General features: G+C 56.4%; 15 protein-coding genes. 5 read left to right on the forward strand and 10 right to left on the reverse strand.

The annotated features are described in order from the left end of the window. Window positions 1–4: 4 nt before the first annotated feature. Window positions 5–1,387 carry a DEAD/DEAH box helicase gene (locus tag H8B13_RS03890; protein ID WP_187309488.1) on the reverse strand — a complete coding sequence of 461 codons (1,383 nt, stop codon included), beginning with the start codon at window positions 1,385–1,387 and terminating at the stop codon, window positions 5–7. Window positions 1,388–1,576: 189 nt separating this feature from the next. On the opposite strand from H8B13_RS03890, the gene H8B13_RS03895 reads away from it, so the two are divergent. Then, window positions 1,577–2,806, forward strand: coding sequence for an MFS transporter (locus tag H8B13_RS03895; RefSeq protein WP_315985102.1), 1,230 nt, complete (start codon window positions 1,577–1,579; stop codon window positions 2,804–2,806). Between the two features lie 9 nt (window positions 2,807–2,815). Here the strand turns inward: H8B13_RS03895 and H8B13_RS03900 are convergent, their stop codons facing one another. After that, the gene (locus tag H8B13_RS03900; RefSeq protein WP_187309489.1) at window positions 2,816–3,775 is read right to left on the reverse strand and encodes a YihY/virulence factor BrkB family protein; all 960 of its coding nucleotides are present in this window, start codon (window positions 3,773–3,775) and stop codon (window positions 2,816–2,818) included. Window positions 3,776–4,011: 236 nt separating this feature from the next. Here H8B13_RS03900 and H8B13_RS03905 point away from each other — a divergent pair, with 236 nt between their 5' ends. After that, the gene (locus tag H8B13_RS03905; protein WP_187309490.1) at window positions 4,012–4,539 is read left to right on the forward strand and encodes a DUF2062 domain-containing protein; all 528 of its coding nucleotides are present in this window, start codon (window positions 4,012–4,014) and stop codon (window positions 4,537–4,539) included. A 10-nt stretch (window positions 4,540–4,549) separates the two neighbouring features. Here H8B13_RS03905 and H8B13_RS03910 read toward each other — a convergent pair whose 3' ends face one another. From H8B13_RS03910 to H8B13_RS03930, 5 genes are all read right to left on the reverse strand, one after another. After that, complete coding sequence (locus H8B13_RS03910) at window positions 4,550–5,482, reverse strand: enhanced serine sensitivity protein SseB C-terminal domain-containing protein (protein WP_187309491.1); 933 nt, start codon at window positions 5,480–5,482, stop codon at window positions 4,550–4,552. Between the two features lie 172 nt (window positions 5,483–5,654). Beyond that, a complete protein-coding gene (locus H8B13_RS03915; protein WP_187309492.1) occupies window positions 5,655–6,080 on the reverse strand; it encodes a c-type cytochrome in 426 nt (141 codons plus the stop codon). Continuing rightward, window positions 6,077–6,775, reverse strand: coding sequence for an SCO family protein (locus H8B13_RS03920; RefSeq protein WP_261990216.1), 699 nt, complete (start codon window positions 6,773–6,775; stop codon window positions 6,077–6,079). The genes H8B13_RS03915 and H8B13_RS03920 overlap by 4 nt, the downstream gene beginning before the upstream one ends. Then, the gene (locus H8B13_RS03925; protein WP_187309493.1) at window positions 6,772–7,209 is read right to left on the reverse strand and encodes a hypothetical protein; all 438 of its coding nucleotides are present in this window, start codon (window positions 7,207–7,209) and stop codon (window positions 6,772–6,774) included. The genes H8B13_RS03920 and H8B13_RS03925 overlap by 4 nt, the downstream gene beginning before the upstream one ends. A 78-nt stretch (window positions 7,210–7,287) precedes the next feature. After that, the gene (locus H8B13_RS03930) at window positions 7,288–7,785 is read right to left on the reverse strand and encodes a DUF4112 domain-containing protein (protein ID WP_187309494.1); all 498 of its coding nucleotides are present in this window, start codon (window positions 7,783–7,785) and stop codon (window positions 7,288–7,290) included. 201 nt (window positions 7,786–7,986) lie between these two features. On the opposite strand from H8B13_RS03930, the gene H8B13_RS03935 reads away from it, so the two are divergent. Further along, on the forward strand, window positions 7,987–8,976 hold the full coding sequence (locus H8B13_RS03935) for an aldo/keto reductase (RefSeq protein WP_187309495.1): 990 nt from the start codon (window positions 7,987–7,989) through the stop codon (window positions 8,974–8,976). A gap of 261 nt (window positions 8,977–9,237) precedes the next feature. Here the strand turns inward: H8B13_RS03935 and H8B13_RS03940 are convergent, their stop codons facing one another. Further along, entirely contained in the window at window positions 9,238–10,683 is a 1,446-nt protein-coding gene (locus tag H8B13_RS03940; RefSeq protein ID WP_187309496.1) for a diadenylate cyclase, read from the reverse strand. 226 nt (window positions 10,684–10,909) lie between these two features. Between H8B13_RS03940 and H8B13_RS03945 the strand changes: the two genes are divergently transcribed. Next, window positions 10,910–11,158, forward strand: a complete 249-nt coding sequence (locus H8B13_RS03945) for a hypothetical protein (RefSeq protein WP_187309497.1) — start codon at window positions 10,910–10,912, stop codon at window positions 11,156–11,158. A 12-nt stretch (window positions 11,159–11,170) separates the two neighbouring features. Here H8B13_RS03945 and H8B13_RS03950 read toward each other — a convergent pair whose 3' ends face one another. After that, window positions 11,171–12,400: an NAD(P)/FAD-dependent oxidoreductase gene (locus tag H8B13_RS03950; protein WP_187309498.1), complete on the reverse strand. Its 1,230-nt coding sequence runs from the start codon at window positions 12,398–12,400 to the stop codon at window positions 11,171–11,173. A gap of 216 nt (window positions 12,401–12,616) precedes the next feature. Between H8B13_RS03950 and H8B13_RS03955 the strand changes: the two genes are divergently transcribed. Further along, complete coding sequence (locus H8B13_RS03955; protein WP_187309499.1) at window positions 12,617–13,804, forward strand: cation:proton antiporter; 1,188 nt, start codon at window positions 12,617–12,619, stop codon at window positions 13,802–13,804. Between the two features lie 58 nt (window positions 13,805–13,862). On the opposite strand, the gene H8B13_RS03960 is transcribed toward H8B13_RS03955, so the two are convergent. Next, entirely contained in the window at window positions 13,863–15,212 is a 1,350-nt protein-coding gene (locus H8B13_RS03960; RefSeq protein ID WP_187309500.1) for a DUF2254 domain-containing protein, read from the reverse strand. Between the last annotated feature and the right edge of the window lie 22 nt (window positions 15,213–15,234).

Consider the following 15,234-nt stretch of genomic DNA (forward strand, 5'->3'; position numbering starts at 1 on the left):
AGCGCTACAGCACCACCGACACCCGAATCTTGCGGCCTTTCACCTTAGCGCCCGTTACGCGCTGGGCTACGTCCTGAGCAAACTGACGCGGTACGGCCACGTAGCTGTAGTGGTCGAATACCTCGATGTGGCCTATAGCTTCGCGCTCTAGGCCGCCATGCGCCACAAACGTACCTACCAAGTCGTGGGCACTGACTTTGTCCTTGCGGCCGGCAGATACGTGTAGGGTCACGTTTTCGGGGCGCGGGGCTTTAGGTGCGGCGGGGGGCAAAGCCGGCGCATGCATGGTTTTCCACTTGATACTTTCCGCTACGGGCCACTTCTGTACGTGGTTTTGCTCGTGGGGCGTGGCCAGAATGTGAGCCGTACCGACGGCCCCCGCGCGGGCCGTACGACCAGCGCGGTGCTGGAAAGAGTCGGCCTTGTCGGGGGCGTCGTACTGGATGACGGTGTCGAGGGCCGTTACGTCGAGGCCGCGGGCGGCTACATCGGTGGCAACTAGCGCCTGCGCTGAGCCGTTGCGCAGCTTCATCAGGGCTTTGTCGCGCTCGGGCTGGGGCATTTTGCCGTGTAATACTTCGGCGGCCACGCCCCGGCCAACCAGGAAACGGGAAAGCTCCACGCACCGGTCGCGGGTGTTACAGAAAATAAGGGCGCGGCCGGTTTCGGGCTGATGCAGCAGGTGCAGCAGGGCGGCGGGCTTTTTCTCAATAGGCCCTACCTGTCCCAGCAACGTCAGGTTTTCGGGCAGCTCATCCGTATCCTCGCCGGCGTTTACCACCCGCGGCCGGGTCAGGTTGGCCCGAATCAGATTCAACACTTTATCCGACATCGTGGCCGAAAACAGCATAGTCTGCCGACGGCGGGGCAGGCGCTTAATTATTTCGACCAGCTCATCCTGAAAACCTAGCTCCAGCAGCTTGTCGGCTTCATCCAAAATCAGCGTTTTAAGTTGATTGGGAATAATTGTGCGTCGCTCCAGGTGGTCGAGCAGACGGCCCGGTGTGGCCACAATTACGTGAGGAGTTTGTTTCAACGATGCTGTTTCCTCGCGCATGGCGTGACCACCATAAAAGGCTGTTACGCGTAGGTTGGGAATGTATTTGCCTAGTTTTTTAAGCGCGTCGCGCACCTGCAGAGCCAGCTCGCGGGCGGGTACCAGCACCAGAATCTGCATGGTATCCTGAGTGACATCGATGTGCTGGAGTACGGAAAGACCGTAGGCGGCCGTTTTGCCTGAGCCAGTGGGTGCCTGGCCCGCCACATCCTGGCCGGCCAGGGCCATCGGAATTACTTCCATCTGCACGGGCGTAGGAGCGGTAAAATTCAGCTCTTCGAGGGCTTGGAGCAGCGAGGGCGCGAGGCCGAGGTCGGAAAAAGAAGTCATAGAAAGCACAAAAGGATACTACAAAGGTAGGCAGCCCGGCGGCAGCAGCCGCAACCCTTTGTGCGGTACCCCGTACCTGCGCTCCGTACCTTTGTACCGGCAGAACCAAAAGCTGCCAACAAAAAAGCCCCCCAGTCGCTTTAAAGGTCTGTTGAACAGAGGCAGCGAGCCTGGATCTACCCGCGCAGCGTGAAGAATGAAGTTGTGATTACTCAAAATAGAACCCAACACCCCACCGCCATATTACCTCAAATTCAGGCTCCGCTCACAAGCGGGCTCGTGTGGCTGATGGCCATTACCTGCGGCCTGGTGGTGGCCAATATTTACTACAACCAACCGCTGCTGGTCGAGATTGGCCGCACATTTCAGGTGTCGGATAGCCGGGTAAGCTGGGTTGCTACCATCACGCAGGTGGGCTATACGCTGGGGCTGCTATTTGCCGTGCCGCTGGGCGATAAAGTAGAGCGCAAAGGCTTGATTCTGTTGCTGCTATTGTGCGCGGCGGCATGTCTGGCCGGCGCAGCGCTGGCACCATCCTGCGTCGTACTGGTGGCAGCCAGCCTCTTAATCGGCATTTTTTCAGCCGTGCCTCAGCTACTGGTGCCTATGGCTGCATCTTTGGCCACCGACGCCGAGCGGGGCAAAGTGGTGGGTAAAATAATGAGCGGTTTGCTGATCGGAATTCTGCTCTCGCGCACCCTGAGCGGCTACGTGGGAGCACATTTTGGCTGGCGCACCATGTTTGGCGGCGGCGCGCTGATGATGTTGGTGCTGGTGGCTATTCTGGCGCTGCGTCTGCCCCGCAACCAACCGTCGTTCAAAGGCACTTACGGCAGCCTGATGAAGTCTTTGCTGACGCTAACGCGCGATTTGCCCACGCTACGCAGGTCCTCACTGGTCGGCGCGTGTATGTTTGGCGGCCTCACTGTTTTCTGGACTACGCTGGTGTTTTTCCTAGAGGGCGCACCTTATTTTTATAAAAGCGACGTGGTAGGCTTTTTCGGGGTAATTGGTGCTTGTGGAGCATTGGCCGCGCCTTTAGCAGGCAAGCTGGCCGATGAGCGCGGCTCCGATTACGCCCTAAGTATGGGGATTCTGCTGGCGCTGGGAGCTTACCTGTTGCTGGGCCTAACTGGCGTGTACTTGGTAGGTCTTATTCTCGGGGTTATCATTCTGGACGTGGGCCAGCAGGTGACGCACATCTCCAACCAGTCGCGGATTTTCTCCTTGATACCGGAAGCCCGGAGCCGCCTGAATACGGTGTACATGACCAGTTCTTTTATTGGCGGGTCGTTAGGGTCGCTGGCTGGTGGCTTTGCGTGGGCGCATTGGCAATGGCCAGGCGTGTGCGCCACGGGCCTGGTTTTCGTAATAGCGGCGTTTCTGATTAACCGATTTTATGGCCGCGCCGGTAGCTAGGGGGCTTTTTTATCCTTTAATTCGTCGTACGCCATCCTCGCTGACATCCACCAATCGGTAGCGCACTGCCGACTTCTTGGGTCGAATATCTATGCCGGCATAATGGGCATACACCTTCGTGAAGCAGGCGCCGAAGTAGAAGATCATGGCCGAATAGAATACAAACAGCAGCACGAGTACAATGCTGGAAGCGGGCCCATAGATGGGACCTAAGTTGCGCGGTACCAGCAGATAGCCGAGAATCAGCTCGCCGATGTCGATGCAGACGGCCGTCAGAATTGCCCCCCGAAGCACGGCCCGCCAGGGTACATACGCACTGCTCAGGTTGCGAAACGTGACGGCAAACCAGGTGGATAGAATCAGCAGGGACGTCAGTAAACTCAGGCCCTGAAACAGGTAGTAGCCAAAGGTGGCGTCGAAGTCGCGGGTGTAATCGGCTAAGAAGGCCAGCACGGCATCGGTCAGGAAGGCCAGCAGCGTAAGCAGGGCCGTGGCCAGCAGTACGCCCAGCGAGCGGACCCGCTCGTGCAGCACTTTGTGAAATTGACCCTCCGTACGCTGGGGGCGAACCTTCCAAAGCTGGTTTAGCGAATGCTGAATAACGACGAAAAGCGTAGTGGCGATAAAAACCAAAAAGGCAGACCCCAGCCATGTCATCAGGCGGCTGCGCTCTATATTGCTCACGTTTTGCAGAATTTGCTCTACCAGTCCGGCCGCCGGATAGCCCAGCAGATTCGAGATTTTTTGCAGCAGCAGCCCGCGCACCGTGGAGGCTGAATAAATGCCCCCCAGCACTTGAATGAGGATAATAAGGATGGGCGGGAGGGCAAACGTGGCAAAAAAAGCAGTAGCCGCGCCCAAACGCAACGGGTCGTTGGCGCCCAGCTCGCGGGCGGCACGCCGGAGCAGGACAAAAAAATCAGTCCAGACTTTGTGCCGGGGCTGACCCGGCTCGCGTACTTTTGCCATGTGCCTCATCTTGTCAGTGTGCGGCTACACTATATACGCTCTCTACGGCGCCCATTGAGAATGCTAGCGATTCAAATAGTAAAACAACTCGCCTGCGCTGGCTCCGGCTTTGAATATGAAATAAGCGGCAAGAGTGCACAAAATAACCTTCGCGGGCTTCTTTTCCAGCAAATGAGCGTAGCTACTGAGGTCTTTCCGTAGCTACTGAGGTCTTTCATTGTCTGTTGTCGTGATGTATGAGTGAGCAAATAATTCCGCAGACATCACCTCCAGACACGTCTACCACGCCGCCCCGAATCAGTTGGCTGCGCCGCCGGATACTCATGCCGCTGCTGGACTTGTTGCAGCAAGGACTTTCTCCAACGCAGCTGGCCCTAACGGTAGCCTTAGGAGTAGTGTTTGGGCTGATTCCAGTCCTGGGAGTCACGACGCTGCTCAGCACATTTGCGGCCGTAAGGCTGCGTCTGAACGTAGCGGCATTATTACTCATCAGTCACTTGATGAGCCCTTTCCAGTTGCTGTTGCTCATTCCACTGCTCCAACTCGGAGCCCGCGTGGTGGGCGACGGGACGGATACTGAATTAACCCTGATGCAGTTGCAGCACCTGCTCAGCACCGACTGGATGGAAGCGGCCCGTTTGCTTTGGCGCGCCAGTCTGGGGGGCTTTTTGCTGTGGCTGCTGGCGTCCGTGGTGTTGGTGCCCGGGTTGTTCTACGGTTTGCGGCCCGTGTTCGACCGCGTAGCACGCCAGAAGGCAAAGTAACCCTTTCGGGCTACTCGCTGCGCTTATAAATAGGCTCGTTCTGATAGAAATAGTGGCTTAGCGGCTCCTCCGACTCAGGGCTAATAAGCACAATATCAACGAACTGATGGCTGGCATCGAGGTGGTGCTGAATGACGGCACCAATTTCCTGTAGGAACGAGGTATCATCGCCTTCTACCTCAAAGCCTAGCAGCAAACGAGCCGGCTCCGGGTTGTCGGGGAGCTGCAGTTCAGCCAGATAAATAGCCCGAATAAGCGGCTGATCAGCGGCATAGGTGCTGAGCGATTCTATCAGGGCCGTGGGCACCTCCGCGGGTTGACCCAGGAGTACCTGCGTGTCGGGCGGAATCTGGTGGGCGGGAGCTTGAAACAGATGGCCGGCCAATAAATCTTCTAGCTCGTTGGCCATCAGTAGCTTGCCCAGGCTGGAAAATGGGTTCAGAGCACAATCGGCCCCTTTGACCATCTGAAACAGATCAAAGCCCGACAACCGCAGGTAGGGCACTTCCTCCTTTACGACGCTGCTATCAAAAATGCGCCCTGGCGACGTGAAAACTGGGATTTTGCCATCGTGCAATACCTGTAGCTGCACTTCCATGTTCTCCGTCACGGGTATTTCGCCCCCTGGCTGGCCTTCCTTGGGCTGAGTCAGCACCAATACATCTTCCTGCAGCAAAGCCTGATAGAAACCGTGGCGTGCATCGGGGTCGGCGGCGGCGTGCAGCAGCATCTCTTCGAGGCGATTAACGGGCTCGAAGGCGGGCATGGGAGGAGGTGGGGGCGGCAGTACCGGCGCGGGCGGTGGAGGCGCTACGGGCGAGGTAAAGTTGGCGCCCTTATAGCGAGGACCAGTAGCTGGCGTAGCGCTGGCAGGAGCAGGATCGGCTGGCGCCGGGGTTTGAACAGGTTGTTTTTTGGATTTCAGAAAGTCGAACAGACCCATAACACTACAGTAAATTGAGATGGCAAGCTAAGGAGGAAAGCTGAGGATAATCGTGAAAAACAGGGGCAATTACAGGCGTAAAGAATACAATATTGGGTATCAAACTTATAAATCAGCAAGTTGAAGTGGTGCAGGCTCAGGTAGTGCCCTGCATCATCGGAGCCAACTCCTACTACTGTCCGTCGCTGCCGGCACAGCCCTGGAGCTTCTCCGACACCTCCCGAATCGTGAACGGCTTGCCTTTATTACCCCAAGACGACTGCACAAAGTTCAGCAGGTTAGTGATTTCCGAATCGGTCAGATCTTCGTGGCCGGGCATTATCTGGTTGAAGGTGATGCCATTGACGACCATTGGCCCATTCACCCCGCGGCGCACCAGGCAGGCCAGAAAGTTGCGGTTTTCGGCCACGTAGTCGGCGCCGGCTAGGGGCGGAATGAGGCGTTTCAACCCTTGGCCTTCATCGCCGTGGCAGTGGGCGCAGTGCTGCGCGTAGAGACGTGCGCCGGCATTCTGACGATCCGTGAAGCAGCCGGCAGCCAGTATCCCGGCCGCCAAAAAGCCCCCCAATCGCAACAAATCTGCTGCGCGCCACCTCATAATTTAGCCTGGGAAGCATTTTCGGCTTCTTCTTTCAGCAGCACCGGCAAATCCTCGATGAGGCGAGCGACTTCATCCGGGTTCATGCCATCGTAGAGGCCCCGCACGCGGCGCTTGGAGTCAACGAGGGTAAACGCTCCGCTGTGCGCAAAGCCTCCTTCGACTGTCGAGTCCTTTTGGGCGGGCACGTAATAGGCACGAGCAAGGCTGAAAATAGTGTCGTGGGAAGCGGTGGCGAAGTGCCAGCGGCTGGCGTTCTGAATACCCAGGCGCTGGGCATAATCGCGCAGCACGGCTACCGAATCGTGGGCCGGATCGATGGTGTGAGAGAGAAAAAGTACCCGCGGATCATCCTTGAACTTCTCGTATACACGCAGCATTTCACTCTGCATTTTGGGACAGATGCTGGGGCAGGTGGCAAAGAAGAAATCGGCCACATACACCTTGTTTTTGAAGGTGTCGTTGGTAATGGTGGCGCTATCCTGGTTGGTGAGCGTAAAGCTGGGAATGGTGGCATAAAGCGTATCGGCCGGGCCGCCATCAGCACGCGGCACTACCTCACGCTCACCCAGATACGGCAGGCGGTCAACAGCAGTAGTATCGGGTTGGCTCTGGCAGGCGGTGAGCAGGAGCAGGGCGCTACCGCCCACTAAGATGCCGGCCCGGCGGGCGCGGGTGAATAGAGAAGTCATCATTTGGTGGACGAATTAGAGGAACTGCCTGCCTTCGTACCAAGTACCAGGCGGGCCGAATCGATACTGTTGCGCATCAGGCGACCCACGGAATCGATTTTGTGCTCCTGAGAGGCAAAATAAGCCATTACCTGCTCGTGTGTCACCGTGTCGGCGGGGCGGCGGTACTGGTGCATCCAGCCCATCATGGCCGCATCAGCGCGGAGCAAGGAGCGCCGCCGCCGACCAGCTTCCGTAGTATCGGGCAGGGTGGCGCGCTGAAGCTGCTGGCGCAGCGTATACAGCTGATCCATCTGGGCCATAAACTCATCGTGCTTGGCCATTACAGCTTTTTCAACGGCTTCGGCCTGCTGCTCCTCGCTTTGCAGCGACAGACAGGAAGTCAGCAATAAAACGCCCAACAGGGAGCCAAAGGAGATTGATTGGAAGGATTTCACGGGGCAAAAGTACGGCGCGAATGCTTGCGCTACGCCTATTTACCTTACTAACAAGTCAACCACCAAAAACTCTCCCGGCTACCACCAGTTTTGCCCCCCATACGTCCACAGCCATTCCACCGCTTCCCAGAGCCCCCAGGCCAACAGGCCAAAAATGACAAGCATGAATACCAGCACCACCGCCAGCAGCCCCTTACCGCTGCCTTGGTATTTGCCCTCGGCATAATGGCGGCGCAGCAGGCGCACGTTGCGGTCGTTGGCTTTATAGGCGAAGTCAAAAATGTTGCCTAGCACCGGAATGGCCCCAATAATAGTATCAAGCAAGATGTTGAGTACCATGCGAATAACCAGGCTGCCGCTGGCTCCGTGCCGCATCATCGTCAGCACCAGTGCCCCCGATACGGCCATACTCGTCAGGTTGCCCACCACTGGCAGCAGGCTCAAAATAGGATCGAGGCCGAAGCGAAAACGCGTGCCGGGCAGGGTAAACTGGCTGTCCATGAGGTGAGCGATACTCTGTACCCAGCGCAAGCGTTCGTCATTTTCGAAGGTCGGATCAACCGGTCTGGGGGGCATTTTGGGTTGCATAGGGAAAGGGCTTTGCTCGTTAAACGAAAGAACGGCGCGGGTGGGTGCGTTCAGCGAGCTTAGGTCGTTGACCAGGTTAAGTAGCGGTGAGAAAACCAAATTTTGTGTTCGCCAAACACAGCCTCCGTTGCCTTTCTCTGCGTTAAGAATGCAGCTACTCTTAATTAATTCTTACTTACTAGAAACGATATGCAAACGCGCACACTAGGCCGCTCAGGCTTAACGGTTTCAGCCATCGGTTTGGGCTGTATGGGTATGTCAGATTTTTATGGAAAGCGCGATGATGAGCAGAGTGCGCGCACTATTCATCGTGCTCTGGAACTGGGTGTTACCTTCTTTGATACGGCCGATATGTATGGGCCGTACACCAATGAAGAACTGGTGGGCAGGGCCCTGCTCGACCGACGCAACCAAGCCGTTATTGCCACCAAGTTCGGTATTCAGCGCGACCCGAACGACCCCACTAAGCGCGGTATTAATGGTCGCCCCGAGTACGTGCGCCAGGCCTGCGAAGGAAGCCTGCGCCGCCTAGGCACCGACTATATCGACCTATACTATCAGCACCGCGTCGATCCGAGTACGCCCATTGAGGACACGGTGGGCGCTATGAGTCGCTTGGTGGAAGAGGGCAAAGTGCGCCATCTGGGCCTTTCGGAAGCCTCTGCCGAAACGGTGCGGCGCGCCAATGCAGTGCATCCCATCGCGGCTCTGCAAAGCGAATACTCACTCTGGAGTCGTGACCCCGAAGATGGTGTACTGGCTGCTTGCCGCGAGTTGGGCGTCAGTCTGGTGGCCTATAGCCCGTTAGGCCGGGGTTTTCTGACAGGCCAGATTCAGCGCTTTGATGATCTGGATGCGGATGACTACCGTCGCAACACGCCCCGTTTTCAGGGCGAAAACTTTCAGCGCAACCTTGATGTGGTAGCGCGCATTAAGGAAATGGCAACGCAGAAAAATTGCACTCCAGGTCAGCTGGCACTCGCGTGGGTTCTGGCTCAGGGTGATGACATCGTACCGATCCCCGGCACCAAGCGCATCAAATATCTGGAAGAAAATCTGGGTGCCCTGGAGGTGCAGCTATCGGCCGCCGAACTGGCGCAAATAGATGAAATTGCCCCCCAGAGCGCTATCGCCGGACTGCGCTATCCGGAGGCAATGATGGGTAGTGTAAATGGTTGATAATTGGTATGCTACGGATTGTCAATAAAAGTTTTGGTTGATGATAGTTTGCTCTCGCCTTCCCTCAGATATTTATGCAGTGCCTTTGCCATAAGGTATAGCACATATACACCGAAAACTTGCAGCAAAAGAGATAAAAGCTGAGCTAGTAACATTATGTAGTAACCGAATTCTGAGAAAAGTGAAAGCATAACTTACATGTGTTAGATGAGTAGGATAAATAGTAATCTAAAGTTATCTAAAAAATCGAGTCTGAGCTACTTAACTCACCGGCGGCAGCAGGTCAATCAGGCCGTCTTCGCTGACCACTACGGCTAGTACGGGGTATTGGCTGCTTTCCACGTAGCGTAGGGCAGAATTGTAACGGGAGCCGCGTGAGGAGTCGCCTTTGGCAGTGGCAAGGCCGTCGAGGATAGCGCCAATGGCATGGCATATACCGTGTTGGTCTACGAGTACGGCTCCATCGATATTCGTAACTAGGCGCAGAATGGCGGGTGTCATCAAGCGGGGCACTACCCGGAAGCACTGGCGGGTGAGGCGTTGGGCTTCCTGCGCCGCACCCGCCGAAATCACCAGAATAGTGCCGGTCGACTGGATGCTGGCTTCCTGCGTGAGCCGCCAGAGATACGAAATACCGGCATCGAGCAGTTCGGGCCACTGCTTGCGCACGGCATGCGCGAAATTATCGGCATCGACGCGGCCCTGGGGCAGGCGGGGGGAATTCGACACCACCTTCATCATGATATGATCGGCGTGCGTCAGCTCCCAGCTATAGTGCTTGGTAAAGTGCACCATAAATAATGGCTCGTAGCTGGGGTGCGTTTCCTCCACCAAATAGCCCAGACCAAAGACATGCGTAGCGTCTGTTATCAGCGCCGTATTGTCTTCGCTCAACTCCAAAAGCTTCCGAATGGAACGGTGGTCGCGCAGGGTAATAGGTGTTTCGAGGGTCAGCACGGGCACGATGGCGGGGTGGTGGCGGCGCGCCACAATCATCAGCCCGATACCATCGTCGCCTTCGTGCCGAAGCGCGGCCACGCCGTTGCAGGCATCATACAGGCCGTGGGTGCCGGCCGCCGCCCGGAGCATAAAGCGCCGACCAGCGGCACGCAGCATCTCATTGTAGTCGCGGTCGAGGACGGGGTGGGCGTCGTCAGAATCGGATTCACGCAGGGCGCGGGCACAATCCTGCAAAAACTCCTGCACCGCCGCGGCCAGCAAGGAGTTGGCGCGGGCCACAATCTTGTCGGGGAGGGCATAATAGCCGTGGTAGGCCTCGGACGAGAGCTGCAACACTACCAACACCATATAGCCATTAAAGCTGACCGGCAGTGAGCAGAAGGAAATCCGCGGCATCGGCTCGGGGGGCATTTCATTCAGCGTTAGCTCCGTAGCCTGACGGAGCAACTCGTACCAGCGTTGTTTCTCGAAGCGGTCCTGGTCGGTGGGATGCAAATGATACACGACCTCGCGGGGCCCTTCTGCCGATTCCAGCGTAGCGGCACGCGTCTTTACTTCCGTGAACTCTGAGCTGGGGTAGCGGTGATTGGCAGGCTCAATTACGACAGCCTGCGGCTCGTCGGGTTCTTTCGCGGAGGCCAGACCAAGTAAAAAAACTTCGGGCTTTAAATTTCTATCCAGTAGATTAAAAACGCCTTCGGCAAACAACTGAGCTGAGACGCGAAACAGACTTTGGTGCTCCCACATAGGGTAATTTGGGCGGTCAGAAGAAGGGAAGGGGCGGAAAACATTAAGGCGTACGCGAAAAAGCCCCCCAGGGTGGTGTAACAAGGCGGCAACATTCCGGCCAGATTAAGGCAACATCCAGCCGCCAACATAGTTATAGCCATTATACGGAGGATTGGTCAGCGTTGGGAAACTCTCGCGAATCGATTATCTTCACAATACCGCTCATCCCATAGCCGCCACCGCCATGTTTGTTGATTTACTGCTGGGCTTTTTGTGCGCTATGTCGTTCCTGCCCCTCACCACCGGGTACTGTGCCCACAGCTATGGGCGGTCGTTCTGGCTGTGGTTTGCGTTGGGCTGGGTGTTGCCGATTGTGTCGTTCTTTCTGCTTTTCGCGCTGATCTGCCGCAAGCAGCTGAACCCCGGCGAGTGCCTTCTGGACGAAGCTAAAGCCATTCTGGCCGACGCTGAGCAGAAGGCTATTAATAAGTAGTAAATCGCGTTTCTACGCCAGCCGTTTTGTAATGGCATTGGCTACCCAGGCGCCCATGCTAAAGCAGCCTTGCAGCAAATAGCCGCCCGTAGGCGCTTCCCAGTCTAGCATTTCGCCGGCCACAAAGGTGCCGGGTCGCCGGCGCAGCATCAGGTTTTCATCCAGCTCTTCCCACGCTACGCCGCCCGCCGTGCTGATAGCCTCATCCAGCGGCCGCAGCCCACTCACGGGCAAAGGCAGCTGCTGAAGCAGTTGGGCCAGACTTTCGGGTGAGTTGGTAAGGGTTTCGGGCGGCGCTACCTCGCGCAATAGGGTAGGTATGGGCGGTCCTAAGTGTAAGGTTTGCTGCAAAAAAGCCCCCCAGGATTTGCTGCCACGGGGTTTACTGAGTTTATGGACGAGCTGGTCATGCGTCAGGTCTGGCTTGAGGTTGAGCCAGAGCGTTGTCGACTTTTCGCGGCTGAGCGCCGCGCGTAAGGCCGGCGTGAGGGCGTACACTGGCGTGCCTTCTACGCCGTAGTCGGTTAGCATCAGCTCGCCGCGCATGGTTTGGCCCTCGCAGGTCAGGGCAATGTTTTTGAGCGGAGCGCGAGCCACCTTCTCCTTAAAAAAAGCCCCCCAGGCTATTTCAGCACCACAGTTGGAGGGAGCGAAGGGCGTGCAGCGCACACCTATTTCTGAGAAGGCTGAGGTCCAGCCGCCATCGGAGCCAGTTTTAGCCCAGCTAGCCCCGCCTAGCGCCAGCACCACCGCCGGGGGGCAAATTTCGAATTCTTCGCCGGTCTGCTCATTGCGCACAAGCAAACCGTTGGGTGAGTCGGGCACGAAGCCCAGCCAGCGGTGCCGCGTTTTGATAACCACGCCCAGTGCGGCCAGGCGCGTCAGCCAGGCGCGTAGTAGTTGGGCCGGCTTGTAGTCAGCCGTGGGAAAAATGCGGCCGCTGCTGCCTATAAATGTTTCTACGCCCAAGTCGGCGGCCCAGGCGCGAAGGTGTTCGGGGCTAAAATGAGTGAGAAACGCGGCAAACTGCTCGTGGTGAGCGCCATAGCGCTTGCCAAAGGTAGGCAGCGGCTCGCTGTGCGTCAGGTTGAAGCCGCCGTGTCCGGCTACGAGAAACTTGCGCCCCACGGTAGCTTGCGCCTCATACACCGTCACGCGGTGGCCAGCTTCCGCCAAGTGCTGAGCGGCCAGCAAGCCCGCCGGGCCGCCCCCGATAATGGCGATGCTGGGATGATCAGACATAAAAGCAAGATGGAAAGTAACGGCCGGCAAGATACAACCGCACGACGCGGCCTGTGCAGGCAACGTGTATATCAAATCCTCCGCATTTTATGCCATGTGATTGTACATCTTGAGTTCCATACAAAATGCATAACGCTTTAATTTAGCAGCGTTGCGATATATTAATTTACAAGCGCCGCCGTATAGAAAGTAGTCCTGTCCACGAATTTTTCCAATATGGGTCCCTATACCATCTTGATTGGCCTGAGCTTGGCCGTTGTCTTATCTTACTTGTTTGATCTTGCCGCAAGGGCCACCAAAGTGCCGTCGGTGCTGATGCTGCTCTTCACGGGTATCGCGCTAAAACAGGCTGCCGATTACGGCGACATAGGGGTGTTGATACCCAAAGTAGTGCTAGAGATATTTGGCATTATCGGTCTAATACTCATTGTCTTGGAAGGGGCCCTGGATTTGAAGATTAGTCGTGATAAAGCCCCATTGATTCGGCGCTCATTCGCGGCGGCCGCGCTTATTCTGGTGGTGCAGGCACTTATTATTGCCGAGTTGCTACAGCTTTATCTGGGAGTGCCATTTCAGACATGTTTGATTAATGCCGTGCCGCTGGCTGTCATCAGTTCGGCCATAGCTATTCCGAGTGTATCCAATCTGGGTGGCGAGAAGCAGGAATTTATTGTTTACGAAAGTACTTTTTCGGACATCCTCGGCATCATGCTTTTCAACTTTGCTTTGCAGGATAACTTCGCCCAGGGAATATCCATCGTCACGTTCTTGCGAGATGTGGTAGCGGTGTCCGTTTTAGCTGTTATCAGTACCGCTGTACTGGCTTTTATGCTCGACCGAATCAGGCTCCACATCAAGTTCTTCCTGATTTTTGCCTTCCTGGTCCTGATTTATAGCTTGGCCAAAAAGCTGCATTTATCATCCCTGCTGCTGGTGCTGGCCTTCGGACTGGCCGTAAACAACGCAGAATTATTCCTGCGGGGGCCTTTGCGTCGTTTGCTGCACCCCGAGCGCCTGGCTGAGGAACTGCATCAATTTAAGAGCATTACGGCCGAGTCAGCGTTCCTCATCCGCACCTTCTTCTTTTTGCTGTTTGGCTACTCTATTACCCTCACCAATCTCATCAGCGTTACGCTCCTGTGGCAAGGACTGCTGATTGTGGCGGTGCTCACGGTTATCCGCTTTTTCTACCTGCGCTATATCGCCAAATCGGACCTGATACCTGAGCTGTTTATTGCCCCCAAAGGCCTGATTTCCATTCTATTGTTTTATAGCATCCCCGATAATCATCTTATTGGGCAAGTCAGCGAAAACATCTTGTTTGTCGTAATTCTACTGACGGGGCTGCTCATGATGGTTGGCCTGATGCTGGCCCGCAAAGAGCCGGAGCTAGGCGAGTATTAATGTTATATAGTAAACTGAACTAAGCTGCGACCGTTCGTGCAGGCTTTATTATTCGCTGCTACCTTTCGGAAACCCAAATTGGTTCTTCCTGGCTCGAAGGCCCAAGCTCGGCTATGCGCTCCCGCACCTGGGTGCGCTCGTATTCTGTGTGAAGCGTACGCTCAGCCGCCTCACCGATCAGGCCTCGTTGGCGGCTTAACACTAGTGTGCGCCTAGGATCCTTAGTGCGCTGCCCGATAATGGAAAGTGCCGTAAGCAGGCGCAGATAAACGGCCACATTGCCGTCAGCACAGACACGGATCTGGTCGAAAGCGGTGGTTACGAACTTCTCAAACGACGGGCGCACTGCTACTACGCGCACCCGATTGTTGTCAGTGCGCAGGGGACTGGCCAACCGGCGGTCGGCTAGCTGCGCTACTAAGGAGCCGAGGTGGTCAATGCAGATAATGGCCGTTGTGGTGTCGTTGACGCCCGGCGAGAGGGCCTTCAGGGCAATATCCACGATTTGCCGCAGGCCGAAGCCAGCATCCTGTTCGATGGTGCGCTGGCTGCCCAAGCCAAACCTAGCATTAAGCCGCCCGGTTAGTTTGTCTTCAAGCACGGGTGCTTCACCTTGATATACTGCCACCGATGCCAGCGCCGCGCCGCGCGCTACAAAATCGCCGATACCATGCTCCATGCGTATGACGCCTTGCAGGCTGCGCGCTAAGTCCAGCAGGCCATCCTCATCCACGCTCTGCACATACCCGTTCGTTTGCGAAGGAACAGTCTTCCAGGTGAGCTGGCCGGCCTGACGCAGTAGTTTCTGCGCTTCGTCGGCATCTGCTTCTTGTCCAAGCTGGTCGGGAAACAGGCGTTTGATGGCGGCTTCCGTTTCCTCAGTGGCGTTGCGGACAATGTTGGATGCCTGAATGGAATTGGCAATGTGGTGGATAAAGAAAATAAGCACCCCAATACTGACCAGGGCCAGCACCAAACCCATCAGTACCGCTAGGGAGGGAATAAAGCTGCCTTCGTCGCCGCCCCGGATGGTTCGCAGCACAATGAGGCAGTACACGAAAATGCTGACAAAGAAGCCCAGCACCATCTGATTGGCCCGGTCGCTCATAAAGTTGCGCAGCACCCGCGGGGTGTATTGGCTGGATACCTGCGCCAGCGTGCTCAGCGTAAGCGAGAAAATCAGGCCGGCCACCGTAATCATGGAGCCGGCAATGGCCGTGAGCACGCCGCGCGCGCCGTCGGAGCCGGCTCCAAACAGCAATGGGTATTCCTCCAGCCAGTCGTGCTCAATGCGTAAATCAATGAATACCAAAGCGAAAGCCAGCAAAATGGCCCCCGCAACCATTAAAGTTGGGATAAACCATAAGCTGGCATCCAGATTCAGCCAAAGAGCGCGGAGTCGGTTCATACCCTGGTAGGTACTGCCGAGT

Origin of the sequence: Hymenobacter sp. BT188 (assembly GCF_014333585.1) — a bacterium.
In the GTDB taxonomy this organism is placed as follows: domain Bacteria; phylum Bacteroidota; class Bacteroidia; order Cytophagales; family Hymenobacteraceae; genus Hymenobacter.